Origin of the sequence: Ekhidna sp. (assembly GCF_965227465.1) — a bacterium.
Classification (GTDB): domain Bacteria; phylum Bacteroidota; class Bacteroidia; order Cytophagales; family Cyclobacteriaceae; genus Ekhidna.
On the sequence record NZ_OZ245746.1, the window covers coordinates 1,705,569 to 1,721,982 of the forward strand.

Annotated in this window: 12 protein-coding genes; 5 read left to right on the forward strand and 7 right to left on the reverse strand. The window is 39.6% G+C overall.

From position 1 onward, the window contains the following. Positions 1-21: 21 nt before the first annotated feature. The gene (locus ACO05G_RS07575) at positions 22-7,134 is read right to left on the reverse strand and encodes an SDR family NAD(P)-dependent oxidoreductase (protein WP_421765408.1); all 7,113 of its coding nucleotides are present in this window, start codon (positions 7,132-7,134) and stop codon (positions 22-24) included. A gap of 607 nt (positions 7,135-7,741) precedes the next feature. Between ACO05G_RS07575 and ACO05G_RS07580 the strand changes: the two genes are divergently transcribed. Beyond that, a complete protein-coding gene (locus ACO05G_RS07580) occupies positions 7,742-8,383 on the forward strand; it encodes an OmpW/AlkL family protein (RefSeq protein WP_421765409.1) in 642 nt (213 codons plus the stop codon). Positions 8,384-8,448: 65 nt separating this feature from the next. Beyond that, entirely contained in the window at positions 8,449-8,697 is a 249-nt protein-coding gene (locus ACO05G_RS07585; RefSeq protein WP_421765410.1) for a hypothetical protein, read from the forward strand. Positions 8,698-8,747: 50 nt separating this feature from the next. Here the strand turns inward: ACO05G_RS07585 and ACO05G_RS07590 are convergent, their stop codons facing one another. Next, the gene (locus ACO05G_RS07590) at positions 8,748-9,272 is read right to left on the reverse strand and encodes a hypothetical protein (RefSeq protein ID WP_421765411.1); all 525 of its coding nucleotides are present in this window, start codon (positions 9,270-9,272) and stop codon (positions 8,748-8,750) included. Between the two features lie 32 nt (positions 9,273-9,304). Between ACO05G_RS07590 and trmB the strand changes: the two genes are divergently transcribed. After that, complete coding sequence (trmB, locus tag ACO05G_RS07595) at positions 9,305-9,961, forward strand: tRNA (guanosine(46)-N7)-methyltransferase TrmB (protein WP_421765412.1); 657 nt, start codon at positions 9,305-9,307, stop codon at positions 9,959-9,961. Between the two features lie 23 nt (positions 9,962-9,984). Here trmB and ACO05G_RS07600 read toward each other — a convergent pair whose 3' ends face one another. After that, the gene (locus ACO05G_RS07600; RefSeq protein WP_421765413.1) at positions 9,985-11,697 is read right to left on the reverse strand and encodes a SulP family inorganic anion transporter; all 1,713 of its coding nucleotides are present in this window, start codon (positions 11,695-11,697) and stop codon (positions 9,985-9,987) included. 117 nt (positions 11,698-11,814) lie between these two features. Continuing rightward, positions 11,815-12,147 (reverse strand): hypothetical protein, encoded by a 333-nt coding sequence (locus tag ACO05G_RS07605; RefSeq protein ID WP_421765414.1) that lies wholly within the window; start codon positions 12,145-12,147, stop codon positions 11,815-11,817. Positions 12,148-12,247: 100 nt separating this feature from the next. Here ACO05G_RS07605 and ACO05G_RS07610 point away from each other — a divergent pair, with 100 nt between their 5' ends. After that, positions 12,248-12,934 (forward strand): Crp/Fnr family transcriptional regulator, encoded by a 687-nt coding sequence (locus ACO05G_RS07610; protein WP_421765415.1) that lies wholly within the window; start codon positions 12,248-12,250, stop codon positions 12,932-12,934. On the opposite strand, the gene ACO05G_RS07615 is transcribed toward ACO05G_RS07610, so the two are convergent. Further along, the gene (locus ACO05G_RS07615; RefSeq protein ID WP_421765416.1) at positions 12,935-13,645 is read right to left on the reverse strand and encodes a flavodoxin family protein; all 711 of its coding nucleotides are present in this window, start codon (positions 13,643-13,645) and stop codon (positions 12,935-12,937) included. Positions 13,646-13,736: 91 nt separating this feature from the next. On the opposite strand from ACO05G_RS07615, the gene ACO05G_RS07620 reads away from it, so the two are divergent. Continuing rightward, positions 13,737-14,672 carry an ATP-binding cassette domain-containing protein gene (locus ACO05G_RS07620; protein ID WP_421765417.1) on the forward strand — a complete coding sequence of 312 codons (936 nt, stop codon included), beginning with the start codon at positions 13,737-13,739 and terminating at the stop codon, positions 14,670-14,672. On the opposite strand, the gene ACO05G_RS07625 is transcribed toward ACO05G_RS07620, so the two are convergent. Continuing rightward, positions 14,659-15,336 (reverse strand): LytR/AlgR family response regulator transcription factor, encoded by a 678-nt coding sequence (locus ACO05G_RS07625; RefSeq protein WP_421765418.1) that lies wholly within the window; start codon positions 15,334-15,336, stop codon positions 14,659-14,661. The genes ACO05G_RS07620 and ACO05G_RS07625 overlap by 14 nt on opposite strands. Beyond that, the gene (locus ACO05G_RS07630) at positions 15,333-16,361 is read right to left on the reverse strand and encodes a sensor histidine kinase (protein ID WP_421765419.1); all 1,029 of its coding nucleotides are present in this window, start codon (positions 16,359-16,361) and stop codon (positions 15,333-15,335) included. The genes ACO05G_RS07625 and ACO05G_RS07630 overlap by 4 nt, the downstream gene beginning before the upstream one ends. Between the last annotated feature and the right edge of the window lie 53 nt (positions 16,362-16,414).

The following is a 16,414-nucleotide window of genomic DNA, read 5'->3' on the forward strand; positions in this document are numbered from 1 at the left end:
TCAGATCCAGTAGCAGCTTGTTCAGCAGTTGTTTCGACTTACAAACCAATGATCACCGTGAACTAGCTCTTGCCTAAACGCCGATGCGGTGAGGTCCTTCCATGGCTCCATTTCTTCGGGGAGTGTTACCTCGTCCTCAATAGCAGAAAATACCGTGATTGGAAATTCGAATTTATGATCATCCTCATAATCGTAATCCATTAATAAAGCCATATCCAGTCGCAGGATCGGAAGGATCTTTTTAACGTACTCCAGATCATCGATGTAAGTCATAAGACCAATGAGTTTCTGCTCCGAATTAGAAGAGATCGCAGATTGTTTCAGAACGTCTCTATTTTTCCAGGTCACAGTCATTTGAGGTGCCATGGTAGCAGAGCTCCAGAAATGAACAGGTCGCTTTCCATGATTCTTTCTAAGCCGTCTCGCCAATTCAAAAGCAATAATACCACCAAAACTGTGTCCGTATATGGCAAAATCACCATCCAATAAAGGAAGTATGGCTGCCTCAAGATCATCAAGTAGTTTTTGAAAATCAGTATATAGCTTTTCATCTTTTCTGTTTTCACGACCAGGAAGTTGTACCGCGTAGACATCCGTTCCTTTGGGTGCTTCGTACATAAAGTCGTTAAACATGGATGCTCCAGCTCCCATGCTGTGAAACATGAATAGCTTCAGTTTACCTGATACATCATTTTCAGCTTTTCTATGCACGAACCAGTTATTGATCACCTCAATGTCTTCTTCGGTAGAAATACCTGATTCATCCTGATTGCTCTTTTCATCACTTGCAGAAGAAAGGAAGCTTTCCATGATGTGCTCAGCAATCTCTCTGATGCTCGGACCTTTAGAAAGTCTCATCAAAGGATAGTTGAACTCAAGCTTTTGTAGAATCCAGTTCCGCAACTGGTTCATCATGAGAGAATCTAAACCTATAGCAGAAATGGATTTGTTTTCGTCTAACTTATCCGGAGTTGTTCCTAAAATCCGGGCCAGGGCTTCCTTCAGATTTAGCGCCAGCATCCCCTTACCTTCTCCATTGGCTGCAAGCAGTTTGTCCTTTAGAGATTCTGCGCCGGCTCTCGATATATTTGCTGACAGGCTTTTATCCGTAAGCAAGTGCCTAAAACGAGCATCGTTTTTAAGGTGGCTAAAGAACTCCCCAAAACGTCCCCAATCAATGTTAGCTGCCATTCGAACCCGATCGCCTTCCAAGAGAATTCGCTCAATTTTGCTGGTTACCTGATTGATGGTCATTGGAATCCAGCCTTGATTTTCCAATACGTTTAAGACATTACCTCCTTCTTTAGACATGCCTGCAAACTGTCCCAATACGCCTAGATTGATGCTCTGAGCGTGCAATCCTTTGCTCTTACGATAAGCTACCAGCTTGTCCAGAAAGTTATTGGCAGCTGAATAATTTGCTTGCCCTGGCAAACCGAAAACCGCGGAAATAGATGAAAGCGATAAAAAGAAATCTAAATCTATTTGATCTGTTGCCTTATGCAAGTTCCAGGCACCAATCGCTTTGGGTTTAAACACCTTTGAGAAAAGCTCACGACTCATTCTCTGAATGGTCGCATCTTCGAGCACCGCTGCACCATGGATGATGCCGGCTAGAGGAGCAATTTTATTCACTCTATTGACCATATCATTAACTTCTTTTTCTGAAGAAAGATCTAGCTTTTCTATCATGATATTGGCGCCATGCTTATGCATTTGCTCAATCCACCCTTTATCATAAGCTGACTTAGGACCGCTTCTGCTAACCAGCGCAAGATGCTTGGCACCATTATCTACCATCCATTTGGCCAGCTCAATTCCTAATCCGCTGGCGCCCCCTGTGATGATATAGCTACCTTCTGAGGAGAATCGAAGCTTTTCTGGCGAAAGCGCTTTGACTTCCTGATCCTCCATCGAAAGCACTACTTTGCCAATGTGTTTGCCTTTGGCAAAATGATCGATAGCATCACCAATATCATTGATTTTGAACGACGTATAAGGATGTGGTTGTACTTTCTTTTCATAAAACAACTCCATCACATTTTGGAGTAACCTGGTGGCCTTATCCGGGCGCTGAGCCATCAACCTGTCAATGTCCACAGCGAAGTAGGAGAGGTTATCCCCAAATCGTTTCAGATGAAGACTCATGTCCTCATAAATGTCTGCTTTCCCAATTTCCAGGAAGCGACCAAATGGCTTTAAGCATTTGATACTTTGGATGATTGCTTTACCACTTAGAGAGTTTAGTACGAGATCTACACCCTTTCCATTGGTATCTTTCATGACCTCATCATAAAAGCTCAAAGAGCGACTATCATATGTGTGTTTTACCCCCAGTTCCCTTAGAAAATCCCGCTTTTCCTTGGTACCCGCTGTAGCATAAATTTTCGCACCATAATGTTTGGCTATAGCAATTGCTGCAAGACCTACACCACCTGTAGCTGAATGAATGAGGACTGATTCGCCTCGCTCCATTTGCCCTAAATTCAGCAGGCAGTGATAAACTGTAAGGTAAACCAGAGTGATCGTGGCTGCTTCTTCAAAAGAGATATGATCCGGAAGTTTGGCTACACAATGGCTTGGAGTCACAACTTTCCCGGCAAAGGAGTTTGGTGAAAAGGCTAAAACCCGATCCCCTTTTTGTACATGTTTCACAGATTTACCAACTCTTGAAACAACCCCACTGCTCTCCAAACCTAATTGAGATCCTACAAGTCCACCAATTACACTCTCTTCTGACAGTAGCCCATTCAGGTTAAGAACATCTTTGAAGTTAAGTCCTGCAGCTTTTACATCAATTTCTACCTCTTTATCACCAATCTCAAAAGGGACTATTTGTCTAAACCCTATCGAGTCTAGGATGCCTTCCTCTTTTAGAATTGTCTGATAGTAACTACCGCTGGCGGGTAGAGAGATGGCTGCTTCCTCCTGCGCAGATTCCCTTGATACCGAATCAAGTCTTTTCACATAGATTTTTTCACCTCTCAATGCAATATCACTTTCATCCCCTCCATTAGAGATAGAGGAAATAAGTTGGGCTAATGAATGGATTTCGGACTCACTCGTTCTATCTCCCAAATCAACGAGTTTTATCTTGGCTATTGGAAACTCATTGACGGTGACTCTGCTCAGGCCGTAGGTGACAGAAGCCATCATATTTACCACTGAATCTTGTGGGGTTATCAGGTCTGCTTGTTCATTGATGACCCAAATAGTTGACTGTATTTCCAGTTCTATGATTGCGTTAAATACATTCAAGAGTTTCCAGGATAGCTCCTGAGTTTCATCAGCTATGCCTGATTCATCAGTGTATTGAAGCGGAAGGTTAATGACGACATTTTGAAGTGTTTCATGCTTATTCACGACTTTTTGAAGTGTTTGCCTGACTTCTTCACGATCTGAATAATCAGGTATGTCGGCACGAACCACTGAGCTCCCAAGCTCCTGCAACTTTTCATCAAGCGCACTAAAGTTGGCGCCTTTTTCTTCAAGCACAAGGATCTTTGAATTAGCTGGTTTATGTACCATTTCTTCAGATTCAACCCACTGGTATTCATAAGTTCCTGCGTATGTCATGTCCTCGTCCGATGCTCTTGATCCTTTAATGTACTTGCAGTTCAATCCTTGAATTTCAGCTACTGTGTTACCATCTTTATCAATGATCCAAAAGTCTCCTTTCAAATAGTCTGAGCTCGCTTCGGCTACTTTTACATAGCTGTATACCGTTTCAGATTTTGGTTTATTATGGAATTTGTATCTATCAATATGGATTGGGAGGTAAATACCTCGTTCTTCATCTTCAGTATTCATTTTAGCAGCGAAAATGGTATGCAGACAGGCGTCTAAAATGCAAGGATGCAGGTTGTAATCATTGATTTCATACTTCAATGATTCGTGCACCTCTATTTTACTCAGAATCTCATCCTTTACAACCCATAAGTTTTTAATTGCTCTGAAAGTGGCACCATATTGTAACCCGCCTTTTTTCAATTCCAGGTACATAGGCTGTACAGGTAGTCGGTCGTTGACTCGTTCTTTGATTTCATTTAAATCGACAGACCGAGATGTAAATGTGTCTCCGAGTGTGTTCATTTTCCCGTTTGAGTGTTTGACCCATTCGGCATCAGGATTATTTGTGTCACGACTTAAGATCCAATAGCTTTCTTCATCTGAATAAACTTCTAATTTAACCTCATACCGTTCTCCATCCTCGGGTAGAAACAGCGCCGATTCAAAGTTTACATCTTCAAGAAAACCAAAATCTTTTCCGAAAGCATGTTTTGCCGCCGCTGTTGCAATTTCCAGATGTCCCGTGGCAGGGAATATGATCCCGTCGTTGACTTTATGATCTTCTATATACGGGTCAGTACGTCTGTCCAGTAGGACGTTAAAATTATAGGACGTATCATGCAATCCTGATCGATCGTACCCTGTAACCAATGGATGGGGTTTCTTTTCCAATCGTCTTTCTCTATGGACTTTTGGCTCGAACCAGAATGACTTACGATCCCAGGTATACCTGGGTAAATCAAATAGGTGATTGCTCTCCGGATAAATGGACTCCCAGCTAAGGTCCAATCCTAGTGTATACATGGCTCCCAATGTTTGTAGGAACCGAAGTTTCTCAGGCTCTTTTCTTTTGATGGAAGGGAAGATGTTTGCACTGGCATTTCGTTTCTCGAATAGTTCTTCAGCTCCAGCAGAAAGGGCAGGATGGGGCCCAATCTCTATAAACAAGTCATATCCATCATTTAACATTTCCTCCAATGCATTAGCGAAGTAAACCGTTTCACGTACATTATCGTACCAGTATTCGCTCACTAAATGAGAACCATCTTCTTTTCTTCCTGTTACCGTTGAATAGAGATCAATTTTAGCTTTATCAGGTATGAGTCCTTCAAGCGATCCAATTAGCTCATCTTTAAGGGGCTCCATATGATGTGAGTGAAAGGGGACAGTAACTCTCAAAAATTTATTGAAGATATCCTTTGCTTCGAGCTCAGCTGAAATATCTGCTAATGGCTCTTCATCTCCTGAGAGCACCACCATATTGGAACCGTTGACTGCTCCAATTGAAACTACATCGTCCACATCCTTGATGAGCTCTCTAGCTTCATCAAGAGAGACGCTTACGGCTAGCATTTTCCCTTTTCCGGTCGCCGCATGTTGTCCCCGGCTCCTATGAAAAATAACATGGACAGCCTGTTCGAGTGTGAGAGCTCCTGCGGTGTAAGCGGCAGCCACTTCACCGATGGAATGACCAATTACACCTTGCGGTTCGACACCATGTTTTTTCCATAATTCTACTAGGGCTATTTGTATCGCCATGATCGCAGGTTGAGCAATCCGGGTGTCATTGACACTGGTATTTTTCTCGTCTTTATTCATCTCCTCCAACAAAGACCATCCTGCTATCTGTTTAAAATGACCTTCTATTTCCTGAATGATTGATCGGAATAAAGGTTCTTTAGCAATAAGTTCCTGACCCATGGCATACCATTGAGGTCCCTGGCCAGTGAATATAAAAGCCAACTTATTTGGGGGGCTGTCTACCTCATTGACTTCCACGCCTGCCAGGACATTACCTTCCAGGTAAGCATCAATCTTATGGGTAATGTCTTTTTTATCATTCCCTGCAATTGCTATCCTGTATCTTAAATCGGATCGGTGTTTTCCAGCGTTGTAACAAATATCTCGAAGGACGTGCTCTGATTCATTGATGTAAGATTTATACTCAAGAAGCAGGGTTTTCAACGCTTCCTGAGTCATGGCACTTGTATGAAAGAGGTAGAGGTTTTCTTTCACTGGCCTATTGAGCTCTCTTTCATTAGGTATGTATTCTTCCAAAACCAGATGAGCATTCGTTCCGCCTGCGCCAAATGAATTGACTCCACCAATTCTGGGACTGGTATCTGATTGCTCTGGCCAGTCAGTATTTTCATTAATGACTTTGAGCTTCCATCCCTCAAGATCAATCTTTGGATTTACCTTATTAAAATGAAGATTGCCTGGAATTTTCTTGTGTTTCATAGAAAGGGCCAGCTTGATCAATCCGGCCACACCTGCTGCACCTTCCAAATGGCCAATATTACTTTTTACTGACCCAATCATGACAGGATTTTTTCGCTTATCAGTTGCAAAAACATTTGAAAATGATTTGGTTTCGATTGGGTCACCGATAGGAGTACCAGTACCATGAGCTTCGATATACTGAAGTCGATCCGGATGTATTCCAGCCTGTAAATAGGCATCTTTTAGCATTTTCGTTTGTGAGCTTTCGCTAGGAACAGTGAAACCTTCGGAGGTGTGCCCATCAGAGTTGCAGACTGTGGCTTTGATAATTCCATAGATCTTATTGTTGTCCTTCAATGCCTGATCGAGTTTCTTGAGATAAACGACACCAATACCTTCACTTCTGACATAGCCATTCGCTTTCTCGTCAAAAGCTTTACAATATCCATCCGGACTTAGGAAATTGCCTTTGGACATCATAATTGTGGATTCAGGATTGATGATGAGGTTAGCACCACCTGCAAATGCAGCTTCAGCGTTACCACTCCATATGCTTTGACATGCGAGATGAACAGCCACCAACGATCCAGAACAGGCGGTATCAATAGATACGCTAGGCCCTTTGAGATTGTAGAAGTAAGAGATCCGATTGGCTATAGCTGTGAGCGAAGAGCCCATTGGCGTGTGGGGAGAAATATCGTATCTGCTTTCCTGACTTACCTGAATGTCCCAATAATCATTAGTGAAGGTGCTCATGAATACGGCAGTATCTGTATTTCTCAATTGATTGAGCTTGTCGCCGGCATCTTCCATAGATTCAAAGGTGGTTTGTAGTAGCAATCTTTGCTGTGGATCAATCCGCTCTGCTTCTTTGGGAAAGATTCTGAAGAATTCATTATCGAACTCATCAATATTTTCAATAAATCCACCTTTGTTGTTTTTAATTTTTCCTGCTTTGTTAGGGTTCGGGTCGTAATATTCTTCTACGTTCCATCGATCCCCTGGAACCTCCATCACCCCGTTCACTTCATTTAGAAGTTGTGACCAAAAAGAATCTGAACTATTAATGTTACCTGGTGCGTGACATCCAATTCCGACGATTGCGATCTTAGATTTTTCCATATTTTTAACTGGTTTTTAATGATATTGACAAATAATTGTTTTATTAGATGAATGCTAATAAGTACAATTATTAATTTAAATAAGAAAGTGAGTAGATATCTAAAGTGAATTAATAAGTATTTTGTTTAAATTATTGAAAATCCTATATATAAAAAGGACGCAACATTTTACAAAATAAATACCTGGTAAGACTTAGTAAGTGTGAGTAGTTCATAGCTATATCAATTATATGTTCATTATTATATCAAATAACGCCGTTATTTAATATATGTTTTAACATTATGCATTTTAAATCATTTAAATGCACTTAATGGGAGTATATATACATAATTGATAACGTATAATATGCAGAATTTAAACAATATTTTATTGGCGTTATGTAAATACTCTATCAGATGCTTAAGTGTTCCTTACATCGTATCTAAATACTTAATAACCTTTTATCAAGAATGTTGAGGCATTTTATTTTAATTACTTGAATACGTTATTAATAATAAAGTATATTACGTGAAAATATATAACTAAAAATCAAAAAAATATTGTAGTGAATTATTAATCTTATAAGAGAATAATAATATATAACTAAAAACGCTAAATACAAAATATTATGAAAAAACATTCTTTGTTATTTACTATTGTCCTACTGATAGGTATTAGCTTAGAAGCTCAGGAGTCAATTGATCAGAAATGGTACCTTCAACCAAGCGCATTCTTTTTCGATTTAAGTAAGGCATCCACTGAAACTAACATTGGGGGGAGCGACCTACCAGGAGAAAATATCTCATTTTCTAATTCGACAGTTCCAGGTGTTGGTATTGGATATTTTGTAAATACTAATATTTCTATTCATACAGTCATTGCATACCCTCCATCTACTACTGCCGAAGGCAAAAACAATTTGGAAGGTCAAACAGCAGGGGAGGTTACCTATGCTCCGTTTGCAATCTCAGGTCTTTATCATTATCGATTGGGCGACTTTCAACCATTTCTGGGCGGAGGATTTGCGTATGCTGTCATCCTTGATGCAGAAGACGGAGATGTTTCTGACATTGAAGCAGATAATGCGTTTGGGTTTATCATTCGAGGGGGATTTGATTATATGGTTAATAACTCCTGGGGAGCTTCGCTTTCTGTAAATAGACTATTTATTGATACGGAGATTACAGGAGATGCGGGAGGGGCACCCGCCAAAGTAGATGCTTCATTAAATCCATGGGTATATTCCATAGGAGTTATTTATCGCAGATAGCCATTTTGCATTAACTAATTGGTAGCAAATGATGTATAATTAATGTTGGGTGTCTTCAAACAATCATGACTGACAACATTGTTAACTTCACTAAAGCAGGAGCATATGAAATGATGGATCAGGCCAATGACTGTGACTCCATCGATGATTTTTTCGAAGCAAGTTGGTGGGGAGTTGGCGAGCACTATATGGGTTTGGTTTACGATGATGGTGCTACCGTAGTAGATATAAATGAACTAACGGAAAATAGCTTTATAGCTACCGAATATCGTGAACAGGAAACGATCAATTACCGCTATGAAAGGTTAGATTAAAGTAATAAATGATGCTGCACTCACAGCGGTAGCATCATTTTTTTTACAAACTAATCCTCCCCTAAATGCAGGTGATGCACATGCTCATCAATCAAGTCGATCTGCTTGGTAATCTCCTTAACATACTTCTTTAACTCACTTTCCAGCACTTTTACTTCTTCCTTGTATTCAGAACCTTTTTCAGCTCCCAGGTTTTTCTCAATGTCGTTGTAAGTATTGCATTCCTGATGAATAAATCTCCTGAATGACTTAGTTGTATACTCACTCTCCAATCTCTCAATATCATCAAGTGTAGCTTTGGCTTCCTTGTCTCCATTTTTTGAGAATTTTCTGGTCACAATTCCGTAAAGAAGTGTATCGTAGTGATGAATTTCATCCAGCATACCAATGATTTGTTTTCTATAGACCGATTGGCCACAAAAACTCCCCAAGCCTTCATAAGTTTGCAGCTTCTCGGCTTCATTGTCCCATCGGAGGGTTAAATCATCAATGGCTTTAACGACTTCAGCTTCATCTTCCTGTGCGAAAGAAGCGAAAGAAAAAAGGCAAAATAGCAGGAGGATAGTAGATTTCATTGTTGTGAGTATTTGGTTGAACTGATAGTACATTGGCTAAAAAAAATAAGTTAACGAAGTTTTCCGAAAATATGGCAAGTAAAAATGTCATAGAGCCAGGAAAAGATCTGTATGAATCCATTCACGGAAAGTGGAGTGAATTCTTTGGTAATGATAATGAAATCGTAGTGGAATTGGCGTGCGGATGGGGGGAATATACCATCTCACTGGCAGAGATTTGTCCCAACCAAAATTTCATAGGCATAGACATCAAAGGAGATCGTGTCTGGAAAGGAAGTCAGTATGCTCAGAAGAATAGCCTAGATAATGTAGCTTTTTTACGGACCCACATTATTGAAATCCATAACCTGTTTGATGAAAAAGAGGTGGATGAAATCTGGCTCACATTCCCTGACCCCAGACCTAAGGATCGGGATGAAAAACATCGATTATCAAATAAATCTTTTCTGGAAAAATACAGATCGATCCTTAAACCCGATGGTTGGTTCAAATTCAAAACCGACAACACAGCTCTTTTCGAATATACGCTTCAGGTTTTGGCAGATTTTGACATCAAAGATCACGAATTCACTTTCGATCTTTACAACTCTCCGCTGTTGGCTGATCACTATGACATCAAAACCAAATATGAGCGAATCTGGACGGAAAAAGGGGAGAAGATCAAGTACATGAAGTTTCGATTCAAATAAAATAGGGGCTTATGCCCCTATTTCTACTCAACAAACGTATCATCGTATGCTTCCGGATGTGAAATGGAAACATCATCTCCAGGTTCAATGCTTGAATGGTGACTTACAATCTGACCGTCTTTGATAACGAATGAAAACCTCAGATCATTGGTTTCTTCAAACCCTTCGGATTTCCATTTGATCTTATACTGTCCACTGTCTACCTTAAAACCGTCAATCTTTTGAGATATAACCTGATAAGGTGCGACCATGAGATCATGTTTTTCAAAAAGGTCTCGATATAAGTCTTTGATTTGATCTTTGTTTCTTCTTATCCTGGTAGAAAAGGCAGGGATCATCATCGCATCGTCGCTATAAACCTTCATTAGTGCATTTATATCATGACTGTTAATTGCCTTCACCCATTTATCGAGGGTAGGAACGCTTGCTTCTGCAATCATATCTTCTCTTTCAATTCTGGCTTTATCAGCGTCTGGCTTGAAGGTATCTTTGAGAAGCTCGATGACTTCCTGAGTGGATTTTCCTGTTCTTCTCATGAAAATATATTGAATAAAAGCATGGGCAAAAAGAAGTAGCAAAAGGCCTTCGAAGATTCCCAATTCAAAAACCAGAAAGCCACAAATACCCGCCATAATTAATGCATATCTGCCTTCCGATCGGACATTTGCGATATTGGCAATCATTTTCCACCCTGAATATACCATAATGATACCTAATGCATATTCTGGTGTATGCTCAAGAATGATTGGAAATAGTACAACCAATAGAATTACCAGTGATGTAAAAACATTGGATAGTTTGGTTACAGCACCAGCTACTGTGTTGGTGGTACTCTTTGCTAAGCCGTCCAGATTGGTCATGCCACCAAAGAAAGTAGCTCCCATATTGGCAATCCAGATTGCGAGCAAGCTATTATTAGAGTTAGCCTTTCTATTGAAGGGATCTATTTTCTCAATTGCCACATTGCTCATCACTTGCTCAATTACATCGATGGTTCCAAGCATCATTGCGAAACCGATCATTTTCAAGATCAGGAAAAAGATCTCCTGCTCATTAAACCCTGTAAAATGCGGCACAGGTAATGCAAGATGGAAGGGAACAGAATCAATCGAGATCATTGGTAGTGGCATGAAAAAGCTTAATACAAAGCTTGTTGCCATGATAACAAAATAAGGTAGCGCCGGCATCTTCTTTTTGTAGTACTTGTATAGAAGTACGAAAGACACAAATGATACCAGGCTAAGCAGGATAATCACTTCTCTCTCGAAATTGAGCCAGGTCGCTGTTTCATGTTCAATGTCGTAGAGAAATGGAACAAACTTGAGAGCTATTTTTAAACCTACCCCAGCCAATAAACCTTCGACCAGATAGTGAGGTACTATTCTTAAAATGTATCGTTCCAGTCGATATTTCCAGACTACTGCTTGAAACAAAGCTGTAAGTAGGATCACAAATGGCATATTTTCCATTCCAAATGTGTGTACACCCAGCGCCAATGCGGGTGCTAATCCGGCTGCCACTCCTGGCATACCTGTATAGTTACCAGGCTTAAATAAATAGGTTATAAAGCTTATTATCCCTGCAAAAATGACGGTATATAAACCTGTCATAATTGGGTATTCGGACATTAAACAAATGCCAACTGTTAGTGGGACTGCCATGACACCTGCTACAGTTCCTGCAAGTGCGTCTCTTTTTATATGCTTTAAAGATTCGATTAGACGTTGCTTGATCATCTTATTTTAGTTTGAAGTTGAGTTAAATACATTGCTCAACCTGAATTAATAAATTGGGATTTTGCCTGAAAAATCAGGTCTAATTGAGCCTTGATAGACTCAGACTTAAGAATAAGATTATCCTAGGTGGATTTTAAGACAACAGTGTTTGAGGAATAATGGAACGTTACTTCTTCTTATTAAGGAATAGTGTCCGGTAATTCCTTGATATTTAAAGCTTGTAAAATGACGTAACTGATAGCAAATCTCATTGGGGATGAAGTCATTGCCACCTGCTGAAAATTGAATCCAATCGCTTTTTTCGGCACTTTCTTTGAGTTCTTCACGATCAACTTCCCGACTCTCAACGAGCTCTTCCTTTTCAAAATAAAAGTCCCTGGTATCAATAAGCGTCATTGCTCCAAGGAGAAGCAGTGACGTTATGAGTATAATGGATTTGCTACGAATCACGGAGCAAAAGAACAAGAGATTAGATTTAAAAAATAGGACATGAGAATTGTCAAAATGTGATAAATGTTACATTTTACAAAAACTTAAATCACCCGATTGAATGAAAGTAGACATTAAGAAGTTTGATTTTGAGAGTAATAGAATTCTCTCATCACTGTCAAAAAGCGAGCAGGAGCTTTTCATTGCTCATGGTGATACTTTGATATTTAAGCGGAATAAGCTAGTTTTTTATGAGGGAGGAATTCCAACAGGAGTTTTTTTAATCGAAAACGGTAGAGCTAAAATCTATAAAACAGGTTTGGATGGAAAAGATCAGATTTTTTATATCTACAAGACTGGCGATCTGTTAGGTTATCATGCGCTTCTTTGTAATGAACATTACGAAGACTCTTGTGAAGCTCTGGAGGATTGCAAAATCCTTTTTATCAGTAAACTAAATTTTAACAGTCTCATTAAAAAGATACCTCACTTGAGCCAGTTACTCATTCAAAATATGAGTCATGAATTTGGGGTATTGGTCAATACAATCACCATACTTGCACAAAAACCGTTAAGAGAACGATTAGCACTTTACCTGCTTATTTTGAATAAAAAATATGTCGAGCAGGGCGGGGACATAATGCTTCCACGTGAAGACATGGCTAATATTATTGGAACTGCACGTGAAAGTCTTGGAAGACTGCTCAAAGAATTTAAAGAAGAAAAACTAATTGAAGTTGACAATAAGATTATTCGAATTAATAATCACGGCAAGCTATTGAAGATCGCGAGTTCAGTTTATAATTAGCTATCTATACTCCGGATTTTCAAAATTCCACCTTGTCCCATCATCCCAGTCTTTTCTAGAGTTGCCATACTTCGGATATCCACTATTCTCTTTCAGCATCTTGGCTAGATGCAGTAAGTTATAAGTCATGAATGTGGTATTTCTGTTAGTAAAAGCATTGTCAAACGCATTTGCTTCCTTATCCATGTAACTGGGACCAGGGCCTGCTTCTCCAATCCAACCACAGTCAGCTTGCGGGGGTATTGAATATCCTAAATGCTGAAGTGCATAAAGCATACTCATTGCGCAGTGTTTAATTCCGTCTTCGTTACCGGTAATCACACATCCGCCTACTTTACCATAATAGATATACTGGCCTTTATCGTTTTGATTTCCGCTCATGCCATACAGGCGCTCAATCAGTTTTGTCGCAACGGAAGACTTCTCACCCAACCAGATGGGAGTACCGATAATTAAGATGTCGGCCGCCCTGACTTTCTCATAAATATCCGGCCATTCATCCGAATCATATCCATGTTCAGTCATATCAGGATACACACCGTAAGGCACATCATGATCAACAAATCGCATGTATTCAACGGACACATTTTCCTTCTCCATGATATCAATTGATACTTGCATCAAGCCTTGTGTATGGCTTTGTCGTGGAGATTTCTTCAGCGTACAATTGATGAAGAGGGCAGATAAATTTGAAAAGTCAGGTTTACTCATAATTAATATGTTGAAGGTTACTGCATCTTTGCACCTTTAGATAATTAAAACCGATTGGATCAATTAGTGTTTAAAGACTATAATATAGATTGTGTCGATACTAAAATTACATAATATTCAAAAGACCTACGCTGATAATCGGATTGCATTTAGATGCGACGATTTTGAATTAGACGAAGGCTCCAGAATCGGCATAGCAGGAGAAACGGGAAGTGGTAAGTCTACGCTTTTAAAAATAATAGCTGGACTTGAAAAACCGGATAGCGGGGATGCTTTATTGAATGGTGAAGAAATCTATCCGAAACTAGATCGACTGATAGCTGGTCACCCTGAAATTGCCTATCTGTCACAGTCATTTGAGCTGCCTAAATTCATTAGTGTTAACGAATACCTTTCCGTGCATCCATACACGGTTGAGGATGTGAATCAAATTGCTAAGCTCTGCCAAATAGCTAACCTGCTTGAAAAGAATACAAAAGCATTATCAGGAGGGGAAAGACAAAGAGTCGCATTGGCAAAAGTCCTGCTCCGAAAACCAACCATTCTGCTACTGGATGAGCCCTTTTCCAACCTTGACCCGCATCATAAGCGAATCATAAAACAGGTAATCAATCAAATTGAAAAGGAGATTGAAACTACCATCATGATGGTTTCTCATGAACCCACAGATTTGTTGCCCTGGGCAGATAAAATCATGGTCCTTAAAGACGGTAAGATTCTTCAAGAGGGAACACCTAGGCAAATCTATTTTCAACCCAGAAATGAGCACATCGCTGGGCTTTTTGGATCATTTCAAAAATTAGATAATAGCCAATGGGGAGACATGAATAAGACTATTGTCCGACCTGAACAGTTTCAGTTAAACGATCATGGGGTCAAAGGAGAGGTTGTTAGCATTCATTTCGTAGGGAATAATGAAGAGTTGGTTATCAAAACTATAAAAGAAGAAATAGTAGTTAAATCTGAGGTTGGTAGGTATGAAGTGGGCGATGAGGTGAAGGTTTCTTTAAAATCTATTGATTTTTAAAAATAGCCTGCTTCGCATCTTCGCTATACGTTCTGCTTATTGGAAGTTTTACAGGACCAATTACCACCTGATTTCCTTCTATGGCATCTACACTTTGATTGTTGATGATGTATTGCTTATGGATCTGTGTGAATTTACTTTCCGGCAACTGGTTAAGCATCGTTTTTAAAGTCGTATGGACAATGTGCTTTCCAGACCTGCTATTCAGTATTACATAGTTTTGCATCGATTCTATGTACATCAGATCATCAAAACGGACCTTTTCAGTTCGCTTATCAGTTTTTACAAAAAAGGAGTCTTGAGAATTCTGAAAATGTCCTTTGGCCTTTTCTGCTGCCTTCAAAAATCGATCAAACGGAATGGGTTTCATTAGATAATCAAGCACGTCCAATTCAAACCCCTCCAACGCATATTGATCGTAAGCTGTAGTGATAATCACCTTTGGAGGGCTCTTAAGACTCTTAAGGAATTCCAATCCTGTTAGGTTAGGCATTTGGATGTCAAGAAAGAGTAAATCAGGATTAAGTTCGTCCAGTTGGCTTAACATATCAATCGCCGAACTGAACATACCAATACACTTCAGATAGGGAATTTTCTCTACATAACCTTCTATCCCGGATCGGGCCAATGGTTCATCATCTATGATACAGCATTCGATTTTCATCTAACGGGTAAATTAAGCGAAGCAATAAAAACTTTGTCATCGGATTTTAATTTCAGTTTGTGCTCATTAGGGTACAGCAGTTCTAAACGTCTGTTCAAGTTATTTATGCCTATACCGGCATTACTGGGATTCGATTCAACAGGCCGGTACGTATTCTCGACAACAAAACGCAATTGATCATTTACTTCATTAGCTGCAATCTTAATCTTCGGATTTTCACCCTCTATATATTTAAAAGCATTCTCCACCAACGTGATCAGTAAATGAGGATAAATTTTACCTTTTATTGACTCAATATTTAAATCAAGAATTAGCTTTTTATCTCGCCGATTACGATGAACCTCCGCATAGAGCCGAATGAACTCCACTTCCTTCTCGATTTCCACTAACTGATTTTGTTCCTGATAAAGGCTATACCTCAGCAATTCCGATAGCTTTTCAACGCTTTTCTTTGCCTCAGGTATGCTTTGATCCATTTGGAAGTAAATATTGTTTAGTCCATTGAAAAGAAAGTGGGGGCTAAACTGCTCACGTAGAAAGTTTAATTCCGTATTCAGCCGATCATTTTCAATCTGTTGCAATTTGATCTTGCTTTGAACAAAAGCCTGTATATAGAAATTACCTCTACGGATCGCGAAGTAGAGTACAATGTATAGCGTTGGGATGATTGTAATTTGTACCAGGTCACTTAGGGATAACCCATCGTCTGTGACTGCAGCCATGGGAATGATGGTACAATAAACCACAAGTAGAGCAATACCAATCACATTCAACAGCTCTTTTCCTGCACGCTTTAGTGTTAGTTCGCTTGCGTCATCACTGAAGTACTTTCTCTCCTGAACCCGAATGATGTAGGTGAAAATGTAGCCAACTAAGATAACCGTTGCAAACTCAATGATATTGATATAGAGTGGACGTTCCCAAAACTTAAAACCCTTGCCCATGGTATCATTTACCACACGCAAGGTGCCATAAATGATGAAGCCATAAAAGGCAGGAAATATCTTAGTCCACAGGTTTTTCATTTGTGTGATAATGAAATTAATTTCTTGTATTCAATAAACTAAAACCTGTCTTT

What these genes read in the sequence shown, in the direction of transcription:
- ACO05G_RS07585 (WP_421765410.1), top strand. Translation starts at nt 8,449, where the DNA reads ATGACTGACAACATTGTTAACTTCACTAAAGCAGGAGCATATGAAATG.
- ACO05G_RS07615 (WP_421765416.1), bottom strand. Translation starts at nt 13,645, where the DNA reads ATGAGTAAACCTGACTTTTCAAATTTATCTGCCCTCTTCATCAATTGT.
- ACO05G_RS07580 (WP_421765409.1), top strand. Translation starts at nt 7,742, where the DNA reads ATGAAAAAACATTCTTTGTTATTTACTATTGTCCTACTGATAGGTATT.
- ACO05G_RS07590 (WP_421765411.1), bottom strand. Translation starts at nt 9,272, where the DNA reads ATGAAATCTACTATCCTCCTGCTATTTTGCCTTTTTTCTTTCGCTTCT.
- ACO05G_RS07630 (WP_421765419.1), bottom strand. Translation starts at nt 16,361, where the DNA reads ATGAAAAACCTGTGGACTAAGATATTTCCTGCCTTTTATGGCTTCATC.
- ACO05G_RS07625 (WP_421765418.1), bottom strand. Translation starts at nt 15,336, where the DNA reads ATGAAAATCGAATGCTGTATCATAGATGATGAACCATTGGCCCGATCC.
- ACO05G_RS07575 (WP_421765408.1), bottom strand. Translation starts at nt 7,134, where the DNA reads ATGGAAAAATCTAAGATCGCAATCGTCGGAATTGGATGTCACGCACCA.
- ACO05G_RS07600 (WP_421765413.1), bottom strand. Translation starts at nt 11,697, where the DNA reads ATGATCAAGCAACGTCTAATCGAATCTTTAAAGCATATAAAAAGAGAC.
- ACO05G_RS07610 (WP_421765415.1), top strand. Translation starts at nt 12,248, where the DNA reads ATGAAAGTAGACATTAAGAAGTTTGATTTTGAGAGTAATAGAATTCTC.